The 20500-nt window shown below is 46.2% G+C and carries 17 protein-coding genes and 1 pseudogene; 5 read left to right on the forward strand and 13 right to left on the reverse strand.

What is annotated here, in order from left to right:
• Positions 1-6: 6 nt before the first annotated feature.
• A complete protein-coding gene (locus tag VRZ32_RS07670) occupies positions 7-1920 on the reverse strand; it encodes a P-loop NTPase fold protein (protein WP_414525161.1) in 1914 nt (637 codons plus the stop codon).
• Between the two features lie 173 nt (positions 1921-2093).
• Between VRZ32_RS07670 and VRZ32_RS07675 the strand changes: the two genes are divergently transcribed.
• A complete protein-coding gene (locus VRZ32_RS07675; protein ID WP_414525162.1) occupies positions 2094-2390 on the forward strand; it encodes a hypothetical protein in 297 nt (98 codons plus the stop codon).
• Here VRZ32_RS07675 and VRZ32_RS07680 read toward each other — a convergent pair.
• The 8 genes from VRZ32_RS07680 to VRZ32_RS07715 all read right to left on the reverse strand — a co-directional run bounded on the left by VRZ32_RS07680 (position 2387) and on the right by VRZ32_RS07715 (position 11019).
• Entirely contained in the window at positions 2387-3340 is a 954-nt protein-coding gene (locus VRZ32_RS07680; protein ID WP_414525163.1) for a COG2958 family protein, read from the reverse strand. The two genes, VRZ32_RS07675 and VRZ32_RS07680, sit on opposite strands and share 4 nt — an antisense overlap.
• Positions 3341-3430: 90 nt before the next feature.
• Complete coding sequence (locus VRZ32_RS07685; RefSeq protein ID WP_414525164.1) at positions 3431-4369, reverse strand: FkbM family methyltransferase; 939 nt, start codon at positions 4367-4369, stop codon at positions 3431-3433.
• Between the two features lie 67 nt (positions 4370-4436).
• Entirely contained in the window at positions 4437-5489 is a 1053-nt protein-coding gene (locus VRZ32_RS07690; RefSeq protein ID WP_414525165.1) for a glycosyltransferase, read from the reverse strand.
• A gap of 101 nt (positions 5490-5590) precedes the next feature.
• On the reverse strand, positions 5591-6979 hold the full coding sequence (locus VRZ32_RS07695) for a hypothetical protein (protein WP_414525166.1): 1389 nt from the start codon (positions 6977-6979) through the stop codon (positions 5591-5593).
• A 123-nt stretch (positions 6980-7102) separates the two neighbouring features.
• The gene (locus VRZ32_RS07700; RefSeq protein ID WP_414525167.1) at positions 7103-8203 is read right to left on the reverse strand and encodes a glycosyltransferase; all 1101 of its coding nucleotides are present in this window, start codon (positions 8201-8203) and stop codon (positions 7103-7105) included.
• On the reverse strand, positions 8203-9042 hold the full coding sequence (locus VRZ32_RS07705; RefSeq protein ID WP_414525168.1) for a glycosyltransferase family 2 protein: 840 nt from the start codon (positions 9040-9042) through the stop codon (positions 8203-8205). The genes VRZ32_RS07700 and VRZ32_RS07705 overlap by 1 nt, the downstream gene beginning before the upstream one ends.
• A complete protein-coding gene (locus VRZ32_RS07710; RefSeq protein ID WP_414525169.1) occupies positions 9039-9719 on the reverse strand; it encodes an acetyltransferase in 681 nt (226 codons plus the stop codon). The genes VRZ32_RS07705 and VRZ32_RS07710 overlap by 4 nt, the downstream gene beginning before the upstream one ends.
• Positions 9720-9876: 157 nt before the next feature.
• Positions 9877-11019 carry a DegT/DnrJ/EryC1/StrS family aminotransferase gene (locus VRZ32_RS07715; protein ID WP_414525170.1) on the reverse strand — a complete coding sequence of 381 codons (1143 nt, stop codon included), beginning with the start codon at positions 11017-11019 and terminating at the stop codon, positions 9877-9879.
• Positions 11020-11560: 541 nt separating this feature from the next.
• Between VRZ32_RS07715 and VRZ32_RS07720 the strand changes: the two genes are divergently transcribed.
• A complete protein-coding gene (locus tag VRZ32_RS07720) occupies positions 11561-12049 on the forward strand; it encodes a helix-turn-helix domain-containing protein (RefSeq protein ID WP_414525171.1) in 489 nt (162 codons plus the stop codon).
• Positions 12050-13205: 1156 nt separating this feature from the next.
• Here VRZ32_RS07720 and VRZ32_RS07725 read toward each other — a convergent pair.
• The 3 genes and pseudogenes from VRZ32_RS07725 to VRZ32_RS07735 form a co-directional block, all read right to left on the reverse strand.
• Positions 13206-13454 carry a hypothetical protein gene (locus VRZ32_RS07725; protein WP_414525172.1) on the reverse strand — a complete coding sequence of 83 codons (249 nt, stop codon included), beginning with the start codon at positions 13452-13454 and terminating at the stop codon, positions 13206-13208.
• Between the two features lie 471 nt (positions 13455-13925).
• Entirely contained in the window at positions 13926-14486 is a 561-nt protein-coding gene (locus VRZ32_RS07730) for a hypothetical protein (protein ID WP_414525173.1), read from the reverse strand.
• A 733-nt stretch (positions 14487-15219) separates the two neighbouring features.
• A pseudogene (locus VRZ32_RS07735) lies at positions 15220-15947 on the reverse strand (IS5 family transposase); the annotation flags it as partial.
• A 377-nt stretch (positions 15948-16324) separates the two neighbouring features.
• Here VRZ32_RS07735 and VRZ32_RS07740 point away from each other — a divergent pair.
• A complete protein-coding gene (locus tag VRZ32_RS07740) occupies positions 16325-18319 on the forward strand; it encodes a BCCT family transporter (protein ID WP_414525174.1) in 1995 nt (664 codons plus the stop codon).
• A 309-nt stretch (positions 18320-18628) separates the two neighbouring features.
• The gene (locus VRZ32_RS07745) at positions 18629-18826 is read left to right on the forward strand and encodes a DUF2065 domain-containing protein (RefSeq protein WP_414525175.1); all 198 of its coding nucleotides are present in this window, start codon (positions 18629-18631) and stop codon (positions 18824-18826) included.
• Positions 18827-18848: 22 nt separating this feature from the next.
• Here VRZ32_RS07745 and VRZ32_RS07750 read toward each other — a convergent pair whose 3' ends face one another.
• Positions 18849-19175: a hypothetical protein gene (locus VRZ32_RS07750; protein ID WP_414525176.1), complete on the reverse strand. Its 327-nt coding sequence runs from the start codon at positions 19173-19175 to the stop codon at positions 18849-18851.
• Between VRZ32_RS07750 and VRZ32_RS07755 the strand changes: the two genes are divergently transcribed.
• Positions 19156-20484 carry a Do family serine endopeptidase gene (locus VRZ32_RS07755; protein ID WP_414525177.1) on the forward strand — a complete coding sequence of 443 codons (1329 nt, stop codon included), beginning with the start codon at positions 19156-19158 and terminating at the stop codon, positions 20482-20484. The genes VRZ32_RS07750 and VRZ32_RS07755 overlap by 20 nt on opposite strands.
• Positions 20485-20500: the final 16 nt, after the last annotated feature.

The following is a 20500-nucleotide window of genomic DNA, read 5'->3' on the forward strand; positions in this document are numbered from 1 at the left end:
TCAGAGCTATCCCAACTCATCGCGCATCTGTAGAATATCTCCAACGTTATTAATAAGATATTTTATTTGCACTGCGCGCGGGGGAAATATTATCTTTTTCTGATAATTGTGAAGCTCCACTTGAATTTTCTCCCACCAGGAGCTCTCTTGCTCTAAAAGGTTATGTTGATTTTGATACCGTTTCTTAAGATTCTCAATTAAAATATTTTCTTGCATTCTTGGTAGTGTAGTCCATGCATCTACAAAATCTTTGGGGGGTATCGCGGTTAGAATGGGCGTCTTGTAAAAACGTTGAGTGCCGCAGCCATTAATTACTATCAACTCACCTAGAAAATCATAATAATTATTCTTCATTTTTGTTAAAAGAAATGTTCCTACATCTTTTTCTTGCCAATTAGCATACCATTTAGCTATGCAACGATTTAGATGATCAATTATTTCTCTAAATTCCTTGCTGTTCTTTTCTGCATATCCGAGCTCTTCATAACCGGATCCGCTAAAGCCAGCGATATGATTATGCATGGCATCGTAGAACTCTAAACTTAAATTAGGATATATTTTTTCATCAATATATTTTATAAGGTGATCCTGCCAATAGACCGCATCTTCAGTAATTAATTCCTCCTTGGAGAGCATTAGTAAAACACCTGCAACATGCAAGAATATCCGTGGATCGATATATTTACCATTATTAATATTTGCTATTATTTCAGTTATGTCATTTTCAAATTGGCTGTGTGATTCAACAGAGAAGTCCTGTTGATATAGATGCCACAAACGTTTCCAGGAAGGCCAGTCTGCCATTCCTGAAACCTCACTGGCACTGGAAAGTTCCTTATTAAACCATTCCTTATCGATGATACCGGTAGATAGAATTGAAATCCATTGCTTTATAGTAATTACTGTAATATTCCACGGTCCAACTTTGTATTTTTGTATTATCCGCGCTTTCGATGACGGCGTTTCTTTCGTATCTGTCTGTGTTACATAAAAAAACCTATTCTCTGGATCGTCGGCACCGAACTCAGGAAGCAGGTTATCAGGTGTCAATCTCTCTATAGATTCATCAAGGTTTAACTTGTATTCCATAAAAAATATAAATAATTGCTCAATTAGACTTCGAATTAAGTTATTGTTGTTTATGTATTTTTCATTCGTTGACAAAAGAATCTCATTAAGTTGAGCTATGAATTGATAGAGCGCCCTTAAGTTGTTTATTTTTGACAGGCTGTATAGTTCTTTTATTTGGGGGGAGTGCAATTCAATTATTTTTCTTACTTTATGATTTGCATTTTGTTGAATAATAACATCAATGGCAGCTTCCGGATCCGGTGGGAGCTCAAAATATTGGCCTATAATCTTCTCGCGGAATTGCAGGAATTTTTTACTTTTTATTTTCTGAGAGTTTGCAACTATAATAACTCGTGCATTCCCATGCTCAATGTAATTATTAATAACTCCCATCAAATGAGGAATGCTAAAGTTACATCGTTCTAAGTCATCTATAACAATAAAAGAATTGGATATAGAATCATTGGATATGATTGTTTGATCAATAATTTTATTTACTGCTTTAGATATATTCACTGACCCTTGAAGTATATTTCCACTGCTTATATTAAGCGTGCTTGATATTGCTGACGTGCACAGGTTTGTTCCTTTATGTAATAACTTCTTAGTTCGTGACAATCCCGCATAAAATAACTGACGTTCAAAATCTTGAATATTAGCTATGCCAAATAGAGAAATATATATACGTTTTTTATCCGTGAAGTCGCTTTTTTTAAGAATCTTATCAATAAAAAATGTTTTGCCGCTCCCCCATGGTCCGTCCAGAAGAACAGCAAATTTAGGATTATCGCTCGAATTCACCCATTTTTTTAAATAATTTTCAATTTGTAATCTGCTTGCTGTGCTCATCTTACCATCCAATCTATGAGGTATTTGACATATAATGCGGGATTTTAATGAGAACTGAAATAGGCTGATGTATTATCTATCCATATAATAGCTTGTCCTCTTTATTCAGTTGCTATGTTCTCGGAAGAGAGCGTTCATGTCTATACAAACACTGCAAAAACAAGGTGATAGGCATGAGCAAATTATTTTACAAAGCCATCATTGAGGATGTCCAGAATGACAAATGCAGCGATGCAGAAGTTGATGCGCTGCTCGATATTTATGCCAGCACGGTAAAGCGCGCGGCCACCACATCCGCCCGGAAAGCATGGTTCGAGCTGGGAGATTTTGCCTGCTCCAAAGTGATGGGAGTAAATCACTTCACCTTGATGCTGGAGCGCCGTCAGATTGGGGAGCAAGAGCAATGGTGGGGCTCCTTCGAATGCGATCAGAAGGTATTGAAGGTTATTGCAACTCTGGAACGAAATTAGTCCTCGATGATAATCCCCCAATCAGAAGGCTTGGTTCTCCCTGTCTGATAGAAGCAAGTTATCTCTTCAATAAAATCCCTGAAATCGCGATTTTCTTCAACTAAGCGGTTTGCCGTATCCCAATCGATTTCAGTCCGCTCTTTTGCCGGAATTAACACTTGGCTTTCAACCGGGGTCTTGGGATCAAGCAGAATAAAGCCAATGCCATGTAAGGCTGAAAGAATCTGCAATTCGCGCTTGGTATCAGAGCCCTCCAATTCGGCGGCAACCAGATAGCCAAAGTTCGCCCAAGAAGAATTTGAGACTGCCTGAAAAAATGTCTGGCGTACGTTAGAGCGGTTAATGAGCAGCTTTGCTTCAAATGACCAGAGCCTGGTCTTTCTGTCTGCATGCTGTTGTACGCAAGCCTTAATCTTTGGATCCCAGTCAGTAGTTAAATCTTCCATGGCTACCACATCAGGATAAAGCCATTTATTGCCGTTTGTTCCGCGGTTATTGGAAGAGCGTTTTTCATCTATGCGCTTGCTATATATGCCATATTCTGCCCAGAGAAAGGCGGAGAGCATAGAGTATAAGTCATGTTCAGAATGTCGAACTATAGCATGCTCATCGGAAGCTGTAATAGGGCGATCGGACTCTGCCTCCTCAATTTCAGCCTGATCCGTTTGAGTGGTATAATAATATTTTCTGGGCCGCTCCTCTGTTGTTTTTAAATGAGGACTGCGGCTTTGCAGGCGCTGACGCTGGGATCCTATCTCTGCCACGATTTGCTGTAGGAGGGCATTGTCATCATCAAGCGTGGTGATGGTAGCTCTGCTACGTATACGCTTGGCTTCGCATTCATCTGGAAAAGCGCGCAATATCCATTCGGCCAATTCACGGGCAGTGAATTTTTGCCCCTGGTGCTGGCTAAGAAAGTTAATGATCTTCTTGCTTAAATCCAGCTTCATATGACCGTTCTTTTTGCTCCCGATGGTCAAAATCCTAGCAAATTATTTAGAAATAACAAGATGGTATGCTTGAAGCGTTACAACGCCGCTTCATATGGGGGTGGCGAATACATTGACCTGATCTCTCACATGCTCAGCCAATGGGAAACTCAGCCATAATCCTGGCAAATGGTCGATATCAATTCGAGGCTCAACCAGCGCTCTGTAGGCGAATGGGCCTGTTGAATTAATCAGCCTTAACGGCTCTTGTGATGTCAGGCCCTGTTGGCAAGCAGCAACTGGCGAATATTCAAAAATAATCGATGGCTTCAGATGTCTGAATGTGCCTAAGCCGCCGCGTAAAACGCTTATCTCGTGGCCTTCGACGTCAACCTTAATCAATAGAAGGTGATTTATTTTTCGGGATTTGATAATTGAATCAATGCTTAAGCAGGCGACATTGATTTCGCGCCACTCGTTCAAAAGTGAAAAATCATGCTGTATTGCAGATGCAATGGCAGAGTTTCCCGGCGTGGCATGAAAAGTAATCTCGCCATCGGTCTCGCTGATTGCTGCCTCCGTTAATGTCACGTTACGCAACCCGTTTAACGCTATAGTAGCTGCAGCCATTCTGGCCGTATCGGGAGATGGTTCGAAGGCATGGACCTGCCCCCGTTCTCCTAGATGGCGTGCAAGACTTGCTGCTACCACTCCAATGTTCGTTCCAATATCAAGGATATCGCCTTTTCTATCGCCCAGTTCATGGATAAGGCCGCCTATAAGATGTGCGTTGCATTCTGGATATAGTGCGTGAAGAACGGAGGGAAAATCTCTGGCGTCACCGGCGAAGCGGATGCCGTTTGCCATTTCCCCGAAAAAATACGGATTATCCGGATCAACCTGACGCCGGATCCCGGCCATTGCATCGATTAAGGATTCTCCTGCAGAAAACTCTCGCCATAGATGCGTATAATCACGTGATAGCGAGCGCACTTCATCAAGAGCTGCTTCGCAATCGGTGTAAGAGAGTATGCGGGCTTCAGTTGGCATCGAATGTCCAGTTTCTACGTCCGGCGGAATGGTTCTGAGCAGGCATACACCGCAAGATATGTTTCGTTCATCCAATCTGATTGAGAATAGCGCTGACGAGGTGTGCGGGATGATAAAGCATCATAGCTCTGTCATGCCCTCTTGCTGCAATTTCACTTGCGCGACTGGTGTCAGATATCAGCTTTTCGATATGCTCCCGCATAGCTTGCGGGTTGTTACCAAATACAATGTTATGGCCATTGGAGAAATGTGCTGAAAGCAGCCTGTTTGGCGCTGATACGACAGCGGCTGATGCCGTGAATGCTGATAGCGGACGTTCATGATGCCCTGTATTGTGGGTTGTCGGGCATACAACAATCCGGCTACGTGCCATCATACCGAGAAGCTCCGTAGCGCTGCGAGCCTCCATAATTCTGAATGAATTAGGATAGGTGCCAGACCGGTCAGGTACAAGGGTAACGGGTAAGTCTGACAATGCGGCCAACAGATCTCGCCGGCGGGCGAATTTGATATAATCAAGCGTTATCGTCAGCAGGAAGCGATGGTCCGGCACATTATAATTCAGAGTAATGTCGAGACTGCTGAGCACCCGTTTCAATTCAATGATTGGATCGATTTGCCAATCGGCAACTGCGCACGCAGTCACTTCATCGAATACGGCACCATAGAGACGCCCTTTGACCGTACCCCTATCAATTCGCTGTCGTGTATGATCAGGAGATAACGTACCAATCGCAAGCAATACATCAATGTCACGTTCTCTGTGATGCTCTATTGCTGATAACGCTGCAGGAAAGGTGATGGAGGGACAGAAGGTAACATTCTGTATCCCCATATCTGTAGCGATGCCGGCATATTGATAATCTGTCGAGAACAGGCGGCGAAGCGGGAAATTCAGACCTTTCTGATGCGCCAATGATTCATGTGCGGGACAATCATGCATCAGATCAATGACAGGCTTGGAAAAAACCTGAAAGGCAGATTCAAGTCGGCCGGGATGAATGGTTGGAAATTTTAATTCTGCGCCGAACCCATTGAAGGTCAGGAAGAACTTGCATTGCTGATCCTTCAGGGCATCGAAGACCTTCTTGCTGTCTTGTATATAATCAAGAGTCAGCATCTGCCATCCGCGTTCCAGGAATGCTGCGGTCAATTCCCTGGCGAACAGAGCGTTATGTGAGAACCGATCAATGTCTCCACGAACCAATATTGTACCATACATCATTTCCGTGCCCTCAGCCAGAAAACGCAATGTCTTACAGCGCTATACAGGCGGTGTCCCAAAGTTCTCCTGGCTAGAATTTTGAGGATAAATTTCCTGCTTAGCAGTTGGGTTTCCATTGCCCTGATTGTCTCTTCATGATTATGCGCGATACAGGCAATTCTATTTATTTCAGCAGTGAGGTTATTTATTTCAGCATCCTTTTCGATGCTTGCTGAGGGGATAGTGCGGGTGATTACCAGACTTTCAAGACGACTGATCTCGGCCGCTATCAACCGGGTGCGCTGCCAGAGTTGACGATCGACATCCATCACCTGTTTAAATTTTTCACATGTTGCCTGTCCCAATTCGGCAAGTCTTGCTGGATCCATCAATAAAGGAATAATTTTCTCGACGTCTTTTTCGATATCATCGTCAAGAATGAGAATATCCTGACCATCAACAAATGCGCTATTCAGGGCCAATGGATCATTAATGAGATTGGCAACGCCTCTAAAACCTGCCTCGAGACATGCGCCGGTTGGAAATCCGTCAAAGGCACCTGGGGCAAGCACAAAGGGCCGATTGACAGATACAATTGCATCCATACGTGGGTAAAAATCTGCAAAAAATCCGTTTGGTTGGCTACCGTAGAACGTAATGCGGTTCCCCAGTGCAGAAACATCAATGTCAGAGGGCTCATAGCCGCCTACTACATGAAACCTGAGATTCTCAATTCGAGGGGCAAGTTTATGGGCAAGCTCAATAAAATAATCGTATCCCTTGGAGACCAGATCATCGCCATACTTGTGAGCTACGAAACATAAATCAATAGTATCCTTATCGTGTTTATAGAGCTTCTTGTCTCTTGAGAACTGAAAATCAACATTGCTGTTAAAGACACCGCCGAAAATAAATTCGATCTTGTCCTCAGGGCAGCCGATTTTATCCTGAAGAATGTAGTTGCGCGTTACTGTCTGCGTAACAATAACCTTTCTGCACAAGTCGCTGGTCAGCACCTTGCGAAGTTTTTCATCTACATCTTCCTGATTTACAGCAAAGCCGCCTCCTGGATAAAGCTGCAGGATAAATGGCAGTTTGCGCTCTTCCAGATATGGCAGTAATCGGGAGGCATTGCCAAGAAAGGTGATATACACCAGGCGAGCTCCGATATTGTACTGTGTCTTGAAGTCGTAAATACGCAGATCTGTCCCGACTGCAGTTTCCTGTTCGTGCTTGTTTTCGGCAAATGAGGTGTTGTTGATCCAGAGATTCCACCCTTCCAGAGACAGTAATGCGCTGTTAAAAAATGACAGGTAATGGTTATACTCGATGGTTCTGAAAGGTGAGAATGACGATGGATAGATGTCGTCAATAATAAGAAGATCGCAGAATGCATCATCCGTCATGAAAGAAGCCTTGTTATTGATTGATTAATGGCCCGCTGGACTATTGTGTCGAATGTATGCAGCGGAAGGCTTTGTTTGCCTGAGCAGGAGAGAGAAAGCATTTCAATCCGCAGGTATTCGGCGTCAAAGCAAGGGAAGCAGATTTTTATTCGCGTGAAGCCTGAGAGCGCGAAGCCGTTCGTACATGACGGGGCCAATAATGTGTCTCAAAAGGCGCCTTCCCAAAGGACGTGTTGTTATTAAGGGCTGCGCTTCAATCAGGGCCTGCGATGCCGTTAGAGCATGAAATTCAAGCGCCGACAGAATGGGGGCTTTGTATTTTAATGAGCAGCGATAAGCCATATCGATGCCAATTTTCAGGAACAGCTTGCGGAAGGTGCAGCTGGATCTGGTCAGATATGCGACCTTTTCCCGTGTGAATGTCGCCGGATGTTCATCATGAAATGAAACAAAATCCGCTATGCCCATCGCATGGTAGAAATTGTCCTGAGAGACCTCATCGAAGAAGCTGTTCGCAATTAAGGTATGCTCCCGCCAGGTTCGCAACGTATTGATGTCGTTTGGCTGTGAGGTGTTGTTGGCGTGTATCCGGAATCTGACCAGCCGATCGCGCATGACGTGGATTTCATAGGCCTGTACCACGCGCAGCCACATATCCAGATCCGGGAGTTGCCGCAGCATGTTATTGTAGGCACCAAGTGTTTCAAATACCGTACGACGGATTAAGGCTGACGGGTGACAAAGGCAGTTACCAGTTTCAATCAGATGCCGTATCCAGCCATAGCGGGAACGGTTCGGCTGCGCGAAAACGGTGCTGAAATGGGGCAGGGCGGCTCCTTTCAGTTCTTTGCCGTTGTCGTTTATCCAGCTGACATCCGAGAATATTGCGCCAACCTCTGGCATGGTTTTAATAACTGCCAGCTGGCGCTCCAGTTTGTGTCTTTCCCAAATGTCGTCAGAATTGCAAATAGCTATGTACTCACCCGTGCAATGACTGATGGCAATGTTCATCGCTGCGCATGCGCCGACATTTTTTGATAAGCGGATATGGCGCAAACGCGGATCATCAATACTTGCGATGATGGCGTTGGAATTATCCTGTGACTGGTCATCAACGACAATAAGCTCGATATCGCCCATAGACTGATGCAGAACAGACTTAATTGCCTGTGCGATAAAACGTGCGTGATTGTAGGACGGCATAACAACAGATACGCAGACCATTATAACTCCTGAATGCCTTTAGTATCTGTCAGCATAATTGTACTGATCAGGCTTTGTATGATGGCGCGATGACGAGGCCCGACATAATCAGCAACAGCTGATATTGTTGCCATTTTCATCTCCAGCTTTTTCGATTCTTCCATCTGTGACCAGGTGCCTTTGGTGCGCACCCTGTAGCTGGCGTAATCACCTTCGAGATAGCCGAATGGTCCATGGTCGGCGATTAGCAGATTAACCAGCCAGTCATAGCCAACGAGAGTAATGTCGTTAGATAGCGCTTCGGCTAGTATGGCGGTGCGGTACATGCAGTTGCTGAATGAAGCGCCTGGATTGTCCTGCAGAATATCTTCGAAATAGGCGAATCCGCTGCGCTCCCCACCCAGTAGAAGTGGGTGGCGACTGCGGTGGCCGCTGCTCTCGGTGATAACGGTATGTCCCGTAAATGACCCGTTCAATGCTGGCAAAAAGTGGAAAAGCGCGGATTGTTTTTCCAGTTTTTCCGGATTATGCCAGAGGTCATCTCCTTCCAGAATTGCCACCAATTCCGTATCTATCTGCGGTATTATATGCCGGTAGTGAGGGATTACCCCCAGGTTCGACGCATTACGGCGCACCGCTACATTAGGTAGCCCTTCCGCAAGGGACTGTGCTAGTTGGAATGTGCTGTCTGTTGAGGCATCATCCGAGATGATAACTTTTATGTGGTCGAATATCGTTTGTTCACGCACAGAATTGAAAGCATCACGCAGAAATTCTTCCTGATTATAAGTAACAATTAGCGCTGTGATACATATCCCCGTGCGGGTAGGGGGAGATATGCTTCTATCTTTTATAGTCATCTATACTTACCCATTATCCGGGCAGGCACGCCGACTACGACAGTTTCATTGTGAACGTCATTTACCACACATGCACCGGCGCCTATTACGCTTTCCGGACCGATGATGAGTTTTCTGTTTGAGCTGCCATTTTTGATGCAGGCGCCAACGCCAATAAACGCTCCTTCCATCACATGGACATTGCCTGCCACATGAACTCCCGGGGAGATTGTAGTGAAGCTGTCTACCTCAACATCGTGAGATAACACGCAGGAAAAGTTTGCGATCGCATACCTGCCAAGCCGCGTACCCGAGGAGATGACCGTGCGTGCGAAAATCTGTACTCCCGGCTCTATCTGAGTGCTTGGCGATACCATAGCATCACGGCTGATAAAAATTCCTGGCTGCAATCCCTGCTTTAGCAGTCGATCCGCCATGATGCGCCGCACCTTGTGGTCGCCGATAGCGATGAACCATAATGCTGCAGGATGTCGTGAGTATGCTTCGTCAAATGACAGGACAGGCTGATCACCAATATTGCGGCTATGGTCAAAATCGTCGATGAAAGCGTGAACAATCCAGCCATCAGACTGCATCTGATCGCGCAATTCACGTGCATGACCACCCGCACCGTAGATGATAGCCCCTTCAGCTGGTGGCAATTTACCCGCAGTGCGCAACTCTTCTCTCTGTTCCATGGTTGGTGCTTTTCAAGGATTTATTGATTGTAGAGAGACAAAGATGCCGCTGATGCCAACGCAACCTCTGGCCCGCGAAGATTTGCGTGCTCAATACTCACGATAAATATACTGGTCAGGTATCTCATTTTCTCTCCTGTCACTGAACATACGGAGTTTATTGAGGAGCAGCTCTCAGAGCTTCCTTGAGGGAGTGGACCACGCGCTTCCTAAGCTCACAGGTCAGATCAGGATAAATTGGCAAGCACAACACGCGGGCACCGATATCATTGGCAACCGGGAGAAGCTCTCTAATGGCAGATTTCAGGTCACGATATGGCTTGGCATCTGATAGCAATGGTGCAAAATATCGACGCGCGACAACTCCTTGTTCTCCCATTGCAGCAAAAATCTCGTCCCGGCTTTGGCGACAATCCTTGTTAATGAGTATAGGGAAATAAGAGTAATTGGGCTGCGTATCCGGACGCTGTGAAATGAGAGTTATTTCCGGAGTGTCAGATAGAGCATCAACATACCAGTCATGCACATTACGGCGCATGGCTCTTGCAGTTTCAAAGTGTTTCAGCTGCACCAGACCCAGGGCGGCATTAAATTCACTCATTTTACCGTTGAAGCCCACCTCAGGAATGTCATTTTCTCCCTGAATGCCAAAATTGCGTAGCAAATTGATATGCTTCTCGGCTTCGGTGGAGGGCGTAATGACTGCTCCTCCTTCAAATGTATTGAAAGATTTTGTTGCATGGAAACTGAGAGTGCAGATATCGCCATAACGTAGCAGACTGCGCCCCTTGTACTGAACTCCGAATGCATGTGCTGCATCATAGATTAATTTTAATCCATGACGTCTGGCGACATCAGCCAGGCCCTCAACATCGCAAGGGGTGCCATACGTATGGACCGCAAGAATAGCTGAAGTGTTAGGAGTGATCGCATCCTCAACGCTTTGCACGTTCAAACCAAAATAGTCCGGATCGATATCGGCAAATACCGGTTTCAGTCCGAGCATGGAGATTGAATGTACCGTTGCTGCAAAAGTAAACGGAGTTGTGATTACTTCGCTACCCCTTGGAAGTGTAAGAAGGGGAATCACAAGTGCGGATGTACCATTGTTCATTACCGAGCAGCCTGAAACTTCGAAAAGCTGCTTTAGCTGTGCCTCAAGCTCAAGAACAAAAGGGCCATTATTTGTTATGATTTTACTAGACCAGATATCTTCCAGATAAGGAAGAACTTCATCTAATGGCGGCAGATAAGGCTTTGTCACAAAGACAGGCGTGCGTTGTAGTATATTTATTGACATTCTATACGCCAATTCTACCTATAATGCGGACATACATACCCATCCCCCTGTCTTTTTAGCAGTGACTTTTCACAGGATTTGCACTAGGTTTTGATGAGAACAATAGTTGCAGGCAGGCCATTGTTGCTGAAACAAAATGGGCTGTTTGTGGCTTACGTCATCAATGATGAGCGCGACCTGTGAGCCCAAGTTTCTCCATGAGGTGCTGAATTGCATAGCAAGAATGCCTAGCTGGATTTTCATTTAGTGATAGCATCGCTCACACTTCCCCGTTGCCGATGTGCCATCAAAGGCAACGGCTCAGCTTCTTTCTGATTGTCTCCCGGCTTCGCCAAGCCGGTTCTTCGTGGATTCAACCCTAAGACCTTGAGAGGATAATACGAACTATTATACCAATTGCAAGACAAAAATGACACTTAAAGTTGCCGTCTCTCTTGGAGGTGGATATGGCTGTATCTAATTGTTATGGTTATATTATTTTAAGTGGCAACTGATTCTTTCTTTCAATTTGGTGCTTTGGTTCGTACTTATAAAGCACGAAATGAGTAAAAATGTTGCTGAAAGATTACGGGAATTAAGAGAATCACTTGGTCTTTCACAGCGACAAATGTCGACTGTCGCTGGCCTTAGCTCGAGAGGATGGCAGAAAATTGAGAGTGGATTGAGTATTCCGGGTGGCCAAACTCTAATGAAACTAATGGAGTATGGTTTTAATCCAGCATGGATACTGACAGGCCATGGCTTGATGACATTATCCGATGTTAGTGGTCGACTTGTCGAGAATAAAAGTACTCAATCTTCCTCGATTGCATGCGATCCTGAGCTTTTGTCCCGCATAAACGGTATAATAAGCCGTGTATACACAAGCATGGATGCGCATATTTCTCCCGAAGATATGGGGCGGCTTGCTGCTGGTAAATATGCCTCCATTCTTCAGGCTTCAAGCGATCCTGCAGAGCGTTTGATAATGGCAAAACTTTTTGAAATAGAATTAAAACAGGATTTCAAGGTAAGTGGTAATGATGCTTAGGCTTGAGCGCTCCGGTTCCATCCTTCTTTCGTGGTGATGCATTAGTAATGCTGCGTTCTGCAGAAGATGCGGGGGATATGATTTATTGTATGGTCGATAGAGGCCATCGAGCGCTGACCCATGTAAAGACGTGGCCTGATTAGACTGCAGTAATTGTCATGCAGGCCGGCGTTCATAGAATGGCTTATCAATCCATATGATGTGGGTGCGATTGTGTATGCGAACAGATGGCCTTGAGAGCTTTATTTGTGAATCGCATGGCAAATGACTGCACGGATTTTGTACGGATTCTCGTGCATGTTCGCGCAGTGTTCCGCTCTTTCATGCAGGTTCGGTCCGGTTATAAAATGAAATGCTTATTTGTAAGTGATTGTTTTTATTGCTTTAACTGGTGCTGCTGGCGAGGATTGAACTCGCGACCTCTCCCTTACCAAGGTATGTTTCTGCTGTATTCAATGAGATAGTTTGTAAAGCTACAGAGATGATAGCCCGGCAGTCTAAAAGGCTTATTGTGACTGCTGGCTATATGGTAGTTGGAATAGTGTGACTGCTGTTGCCCGCTTTTCCTGCCAGTTTTGAAATCCAGATTATGCGTGACTGAGGCAAGCAGCGCGACTAAGTGGTATCGGAGTGCGATGTTGTTTTTTAACCGTGCATCACGATTATGAGGCTGACGAGCCAGGAGGCCAATGTTAGCGCCATGCTGGCTACAACGATGCTCAATTCTGAAACATATATATACCTAAGTCTCGAAGACCCGCATGCCACCCCAGATCAGATGGCGGACAGCGCGACAACAGTGGAATGCAGGTGTGGCAGCCCAAAATACGATTAAGTCAAGCCACAATCCAATCACGTGCTGAAACTGGAAATACGTATCTGAGTCGTTTGTAGCCACCAGCCAGATGATCAGGACTATGGCGCAGGCGTTCAAGGAAGTGCCAGTGTCCCGGTTAAAGTCATTCCGACTACGAAAAATTCTTCAAATCAATCAATAATGCTATCCATGGTGTTTTGTCGGAATGTTCATTGAAGTCTTTGAGTGTGCACAGGACTCTTAATCAGCGGGTCCTAGGTTCGAGCCCTAGTGCGCCCACCATCGATATCGTGTGTAATATTAATCAGTTAGACTGATGAATGAAGGCAAGCTTGAACTTCATTCCGACACTGTAAAATAACTTGTTCCAACAAGCTTCTTTTTTCCAGCACGATGTTTTATGGCTTCTGCTGCGATCTTTTTCATCGTCCTTTTTGAGTATCTTGGCAGGACTGCACTGACCTCAGATATGCTGCCATGCCTGAATAAGGTGAAGGGCAATTCAGATCTGAAATGCCGAACGATATCAAAACCGCCGTGCACTGCAATCCATGGTAATTGGTTTTTTGTTTCGGCCTGGCTAGCCACGAACAATCGTCAGACCAGCAAGACGTTCTGCCTTTATCTTGTCCAGGCAGTACATCAGCCGCGGGCCATAGGGTTTGATCCGTTGTAAACGAATTGACTTGGCCTGCTCATGCTCCCCAGGATCACGGGCAGGGGCGCTCAGCTCGCATTTTCAAATGCCATTTACGCAGCCAATGCGGTCTAATGCAGTGGCTACAGGATTCATCCGGATGCTGATACTCCGGCCTTCACCCTTCAGCTCGGAGGCATTAATCTTTCTACTCTGAAACCATTCCGTGACATGGCCGGGTTCTTACTCAATGCTTTGGAGCAAGCGCTTCATGACCGGCGTCCCGTTTGTTACGATGGCCTCTAAAGACCGAGGGCGTCCACCACATCCTTCTCAATATATTGCATAAGCGTGTTGCCATGACTGTCCTGAGCCTGTAGCAGCTCAACAAGCGCGTCATCACCCAGAACGTCCTTCAAAGCCTACAGAGGCGCAGTACTCGATATAGCAGAGCGCATGGGCATTATGCCATCGTTGTTCTTAACCTGTAGCTGCTTGATAAACTCTTCCTTACCCAACACGCCCTTCAAAGCCTTCAAAGGTTCAGCGGCACTTACAGCACAGCCCAGGGGCGTGAGACCATTCTGGCCTTCAACCTGTAACAGCTCAATAAACTGTTTCTCATCCAGCATGCCCTTCAAAGCCTGCAGAGACGCAGCATTCAATGCAGCATAGTGCATAGGCGTGTTGCCAACATCATTCTTAACCTGTAGTAGCTCGATAAACGTGGCATCATCACCCAGCGCGTCCCTCAAAGGCTTCAGAGACGCAGCATTACATACAACACGGTGCATGAACGTGTTGCCACGGAAATCGCCAACCGCCGTCAGCATCTGCTTTAATGTTTCAGTACTAAGCTTAAGCTCATTTAGCTTTGTTACAAAATCTAGACAACTAACAGCAAATTTTTCCTTCAGCTGGTTATCAGCCTGTTCTATTTCACGGTCCTCAAGTGTTTTTATGCCGGTAAAATAGGATATCACCGAAGTGATTTTGTCCCAGAGGGAAGAAATAAGATTGCAGAATGCTTCTCCAGCCCTTTCCAGGCAGCGGACCACTCGATTATCAAAAAAAAACTGAACTTACCGGAGGCACCTGAATAGTATTTGTTGTATTAGAAGAATAGGATGGTTGTGTTCCAATACTCATAATTTAACCGCCATGAATCATATATGAAAATTAATTTTTCCTCTGTTAAAACATTAATACAAATATGGCAAGCAAATAATCGACTGTCGATCTATCTGTGAGCGGCCTTAGTGGGCCCCAGGTCGAGCCCGAGCGTACCAACCATTGATAAAACGTTTGAAACCAAATGGTTAGCTCGCAGAAGGAAGGCAAATTAGCGCTTCATTCCGATGCCGTGAAATAGCCTGCTCCAGAACCTTTTCATGGCCCATTTCTAGTATTCTGGCAGCAAAGTAAATGTCTTATAACGCGCAACCGCCCGGTTTTCTCTCCAGTTAAATCAGAAATACTGACCTCGGTTATCCTACCGCAACTATATAAGATGAAGAACAATTCAGACCTGAGGCGCGCCACCAGTATCATTTTCTTCACTAGCACCGAAAGATATCAAAATCGCCGCGATTTATCACCAGATAAGCTATAAACGATAGCTATCATAAGGGCACTACCGATGGCGCTATGACCTTGCACCCAACAACAAGCCCTCTTAGCGACCCAACGTCATCTAGAATTTATTAGGCTGAGGATTCAAATTAAGTAATACGAGAATAAGATAGCGATTGTTACGGCGTTGAGGAACGATTGAGCTGATTTGTCATATCGTGTAGCGATGCGGCGCCAGTTTTTGAGTTTGGCAAAGCATGCCTCCACCCTCCATCTTTTTTTATAAAGCTCTGTATCAATTGTATTTTTGACTTTTGCATTTTTTCGGTCTGGCACACAATATGTGATGTTTGCGGCTTCAACGCAGGCGCGGATGTCTTTGGAAACATAGCCTGTATCCGCCAGTATCTGGCGTAAATTTGGATGATTGCAGGCGTTGATCAGCAGCGGGGCGAGGCAAACATCGTGAATGTTGCCACCCGTGATCAACCATGCGACGGGTTTGCCGCGCCCGTTACAGGCCAGGTGGATTTTACTCGTCCAACCGCCGCAAGATCGACCTGTGGCAGGACATCCTTTTTTTGGGCGCCAAGAGCCGAACGCTGTACCCGTATCGTGGTCGAATCTATCATAAGTGTCTCATCTTGCGCGTCTTTTTCGGATAAAGCCTGAAAAATACGCGTCCAGACGCCCTGAGCGTTCCAGCGTTGATAGCGCGTGTAAAGTGTTTTGTGTGGTCCGTAAATCGCCGGAGCCTGCCGCCACATCACACCCGACTGAAGAACATAAACAATCCCCGATACGACCCGCCGATCATTTACACGCCGCCGTCCCCGCTTCACCTTCGGCAACAAATCCTGCAATTTGGACCAGGCAATGTCATTGATATAAAAAGGATATCCACCCATCAGAAACCTCAAAATTAAAGCGATGATGGGAGTGAATCAAAACACTTATAAATATTCGTTAATTTGAAGGCTTAACCTATATATCACCCTACTTATTATTAATAATTCACAATAAATTACGCCAATACCATAAATATATACAAATAAAATACGCTTCATACCCTATAAAAATCATTCCATATGATTCAAAGGTTGACGCGATGATTTCAATTGGAATATGTGTGACACGTTAAGATAATAAAGTGCCATAAGTCATTATTATCTCATCCCGCATCATGGATAATTAGTACGCTTTTCCGTGATATCCCGTTTCAATCACATAGAAATAGGAGGGCTTATCTTTGCCTGTTAAAGTCGTCATTAATCCGCCAGTATTTTTTGGATCTGTCGTGATAATTGGCATTTTTTTATTAGTCGGCATTATTATACCTGAGCATGCCAGTGTTTTATTTACCGCTCTTCAAACGAAAGTGCTCTCGGCTTTTGGCTGGCTGTATCTGCTTGCGGTTGGCGCCTTTCTCATCTGCATGCTTTTGTTATGTCTGGGACGATATGGACGCCTAAAGCTGGGGCCTGATGATGCTACCCCCGATTTTAAATATGCTTCGTGGTTAGCAATGCTGTTTGCTGCGGGCATGGGTATCGGTTTGATGTTTTATTCGGTTGCCGAACCTATCATGCATTTTATTAAACCGCCTGCTGCAGATCCAAAATCAATTACAGCAATACAAGAATCAATGTCTGTGACATTTTTTCACTGGGGTATTCATGCCTGGGCAATTTATGCAGTTGTTGGTTTGTCTTTAGCTTATTTTGGCTTTCGTTATAATTTACCTCTTACCATCCGCTCAGGTCTTTATCCTTTACTAAAAGAACGTATAAACGGCCCTATTGGGCATGCAGTGGATATTTTTGCAATTGTTGGCACAATGTTTGGTTTGGCCACCTCACTGGGGATTGGCGTTTCTCAAATCAATGCTGGCTTGAATTATCTGATTGGCTGGCCGATCGGTCCAGAGGTACAGATCCCCCTTATTGCCGCCATAACGATGCTTGCTACGATCTCAGTCGTAACAGGGCTGGATAAGGGAATACGTATCCTTTCGGAGATCAACCTCATCGTCGCCATCTTGTTGATGCTCTTTGTACTAGTCGTAGGACCAACATCGCAACTGTTTCGTGACTTTGTAGAGAACATCGGACTGTATCTTGATTCATTAGTACTACGCACCTTCAATACCTACGCTTATGAACAAACATCCTGGATTAATGCATGGACCCTGTTTTATTGGGCGTGGTGGATCTCCTGGTCTCCTTTCGTTGGCATGTTCATTGCCCGCATTTCACGTGGGCGCACGGTTCGGGAGTTTGTGACAGCAGTTCTATTTATTCCTGCCGGGTTCACTTTTTTCTGGATGACCGTCTTTGGTAATACGGCAATTTTCATTGACACGGGCGTAGCGGCAGGTGAATTGTCAGATGCGATCTATGCTGATGTTTCTGTTGGGCTTTTCAAATTTTTTGAATACTTGCCTTTCACTGAGATAACCTCTGGACTGGCGGTTATCCTGATTGCCATTTTCTTCGTAACCTCAGCGGATTCCGGCTCTCTTGTCATGGATTCCATTGCGGCAGGTGGTGAAACAGAAACCTCAAATATACAACGTATTTTCTGGTGCGCTCTTGAGGGAATGGTTGCAGCTAGCTTGCTGCTTGCCGGTGGTCTTGCCGCGTTACAGGCAGTTACCATTGTAAGCGCATTACCATTTACATTTGTTATGATCGCACTTGTATGGGCGCTATTTCAAGGCATGCGGGCGGATCTTGCGCAACAGGCTGCGCATGCGAACGTACCCCTTTTACTGCCCCATCATCCCGTCGCAGGCATAACTTGGCAGCGACGTTTGGGGCTTATACTGCATGCACCTTCCCTCAAAGAGGTACAGAGTTTTATAAATAAGGAAGTGCGTTCGGCATTTAGCCAGGTTGCGAAAGAGCTGACCGATCGCGGCAGACCAACCCTCGTTGAAGATGAACAAAATGACGCTGTTGCGCTACGTTCACCCGCTGATGGTGTACGCGACTTTGTCTATGGGATCAGCCCTAATGTCGAACGTCTTCCCACTTACTCAACTGTAGGTGCGATCAAGCCAAGCTATCGTTATGAAGCGCGCACGTATTTTGCAAATGGTGGGCGTGGCTATGACGTTATGGGGATGACGCGTGAACAACTCATCGCGGACATACTGGCGCAGTTTGAGCGCTATTTAATCCTGGTTCAATCACCGGCATCTCAATTACTGCAAGGAGCTCCTGAGCATCCTATCGAGCTTTGAAAACCTTTTCGCGTGGGGAGCGCCCGGCAAGAGCACTCCCTTCCTCGCTACAATGCTCTTATGATGGAGAGGTTGAACCTGTAATCCGCGTTTCCACAAAGGATAAAACCCTTTTATGAGGCTTGTCCTTACCTGTAAGTCTCATGCACCTTGAACGATCCATTGAACAGCATCGCATGCTTTAACTTATTGAATGCATTTACAAACTGAAAAGGCGCTATTCCTTTTTCCAAAAACGCTATAATGGATAAACTAAAATCGAGTAATAAGATGGCTCGATAGGTTGAAGCGGGAGAGGGTGCGCGCCGAATGAGTGATTTTCTTGCCGCTTTCGGGCTTCTCCTGGCCCTTGAAGGTATTTTCTTCGCTGCTTTCCCGAATGCGGCCCGTAAGGTGCTCAGCGAAGCGGCTCAATCGCCAGCAGAACGCATGCGCCGTGTCGGCCTCATATTCGCGGTGATTGGCATTGCCATTATTTGGGCTGTACGCTGGAGTGGTATACTATAACAACCCGCAACCCACTGGACGCTCAAACCCAACGGAAATTGCTGAAAGAGACAGGCAATTTAGCAGATTGCATTGTTGTCCATGTTTCAGGAAAAATGCAAACCGCTGTAGAACCTCTTTGAAACAACAGGTAGCCAAGCGCAATGTTCGAAAATGGCACAATGTTCAGGAATGCTCTCGCGATAGCGCGCAACGTGCGCTTGCTTGTACGCTCCAGATTTGCATCGCGCAGTTGCGCCCCGCTCGTGACGGCCACCTTGCTGATTGCATTGACACTGCCAGCTTCTGCACGCGGACCAGAAGCAATCGCCGATTTGACGAGCGAAGTAATGGACGCTGTCGTCAACATTTCTGCATCTGAAACAGAGACTATCGCAAAGCGGAACGATGTACCCCCGGCTATTCCGGGAACGCCCTTTAGCGATCTTTTTGACGAGTTTCGCAAGCGCCGCAACGAGGGACCTCCTCGCGGATCTCGACGGTCTGAGTCTGCGGGCTCGGGCTTCGTTATTGATGCATCAGGTATCGTTGTCACCAACAACCATGTCATCGGTGAAGCAAATGATATTACAGTTGTCTTCGCAGATGGCGCCAAACGCAAGGCTGAGGTTGTGGGGCGCGATGACAAACTTGATCTCGCGGTTCTTAAGGTCAAAACCGACAAGCCATTAAAATCTGTGAGGTTTGGCGCGTCTGATGCGCTGCGTATCGGCGACTGGGTGGTCGCAATCGGCAACCCGTTCGGGCTGGGCGGAACGGTAACAGCAGGCATCATCTCTGCGCAAAGTCGAGATATCTCTCAAGGGCCTTATGACGATTACATCCAGACCGATGCAGCGATCAACCGTGGCAATTCGGGCGGCCCATTGTTCAACATGAAGGGCGAAGTTATCGGTATCAACACTGCAATCCTGTCTCCCTCTGGCGGATCAGTAGGAATAGGCTTTGCCGTGCCTGCAGAGCTGGCAGCACCAACCATCGCGCAATTGCGTGAGTTCGGGGAAACGCGTCGCGGATGGCTTGGTGTACGTATCCAGCCCGTGGACGAAGACAGCGCTGAAGCACTCGGGTTAAGCCAGCCGGAGGGAGCGCTCGTTGCAGGCGTTGACCCGAAAGGACCTGCTGTTGGCGCGGACCTGAAAGCTGGTGATGTTGTCGTACGGATCAATGGAAAAGCGGTGAAGGAACCGCGCGATCTCTCCCGCACGGTGGCTGCAATGGCTGTGGGCGCCAAGGTAGATGTGACCTTGATGCGCGATGGCAAGGAGCGCAACGTTGTTATTGCTCTTGGTCGTCTGGAGGATGGTGAGAAAGCTGCAATTGAGGAATCTGCAACAAAAACTGCGGGTGAACCTTCCTTGCGACGCACTTTGGGGCTGGATCTGGCTGACATAGACGAAGAGCTTAGACAACAATATGCCATCAAGGACGATATCAACGGCGTTGTGGTTGTAGAGGTCGATCCGCAATCACCAGCTGCCGATAAAAATATTGAGCCAGGCGATGTGATAACCGAAGTCGCTCAACAGGTCGTCACGAAGCCGGCTGACGTAGAACGTCGCATAGAATTGCTACGTAAAGAAGGTAAAAAATCAGCGCTTCTACTCATCTCGGGCCGTGATGGTGAGGTACGCTTCGTTGCTCTCCGGCTGGAATAAGCCAATGCTTAAGGAT

Source organism: Pseudochelatococcus sp. G4_1912, assembly GCF_047501465.1.
Classification (GTDB): Bacteria; Pseudomonadota; Alphaproteobacteria; order Rhizobiales; family Beijerinckiaceae; genus Pseudochelatococcus.

Excerpts from the sequence above, each read along its gene's own strand:
- VRZ32_RS07700 (WP_414525167.1), bottom strand. The coding sequence starts at position 8,203 with ATGGTCTGCGTATCTGTTGTTATGCCGTCCTACAATCACGCACGTTTT.
- VRZ32_RS07720 (WP_414525171.1), top strand. The coding sequence starts at position 11,561 with ATGAGTAAAAATGTTGCTGAAAGATTACGGGAATTAAGAGAATCACTT.
- VRZ32_RS07705 (WP_414525168.1), bottom strand. The coding sequence starts at position 9,042 with ATGACTATAAAAGATAGAAGCATATCTCCCCCTACCCGCACGGGGATA.
- VRZ32_RS07670 (WP_414525161.1), bottom strand. The coding sequence starts at position 1,920 with ATGAGCACAGCAAGCAGATTACAAATTGAAAATTATTTAAAAAAATGG.
- VRZ32_RS07710 (WP_414525169.1), bottom strand. The coding sequence starts at position 9,719 with ATGGAACAGAGAGAAGAGTTGCGCACTGCGGGTAAATTGCCACCAGCT.
- VRZ32_RS07685 (WP_414525164.1), bottom strand. The coding sequence starts at position 4,369 with ATGCCAACTGAAGCCCGCATACTCTCTTACACCGATTGCGAAGCAGCT.
- VRZ32_RS07745 (WP_414525175.1), top strand. The coding sequence starts at position 18,629 with ATGAGTGATTTTCTTGCCGCTTTCGGGCTTCTCCTGGCCCTTGAAGGT.
- VRZ32_RS07755 (WP_414525177.1), top strand. The coding sequence starts at position 19,156 with ATGGACGCTGTCGTCAACATTTCTGCATCTGAAACAGAGACTATCGCA.
- VRZ32_RS07715 (WP_414525170.1), bottom strand. The coding sequence starts at position 11,019 with ATGTCAATAAATATACTACAACGCACGCCTGTCTTTGTGACAAAGCCT.
- VRZ32_RS07675 (WP_414525162.1), top strand. The coding sequence starts at position 2,094 with ATGAGCAAATTATTTTACAAAGCCATCATTGAGGATGTCCAGAATGAC.
- VRZ32_RS07680 (WP_414525163.1), bottom strand. The coding sequence starts at position 3,340 with ATGAAGCTGGATTTAAGCAAGAAGATCATTAACTTTCTTAGCCAGCAC.
- VRZ32_RS07695 (WP_414525166.1), bottom strand. The coding sequence starts at position 6,979 with ATGACGGATGATGCATTCTGCGATCTTCTTATTATTGACGACATCTAT.
- VRZ32_RS07750 (WP_414525176.1), bottom strand. The coding sequence starts at position 19,175 with ATGTTGACGACAGCGTCCATTACTTCGCTCGTCAAATCGGCGATTGCT.
- VRZ32_RS07690 (WP_414525165.1), bottom strand. The coding sequence starts at position 5,489 with ATGCTGACTCTTGATTATATACAAGACAGCAAGAAGGTCTTCGATGCC.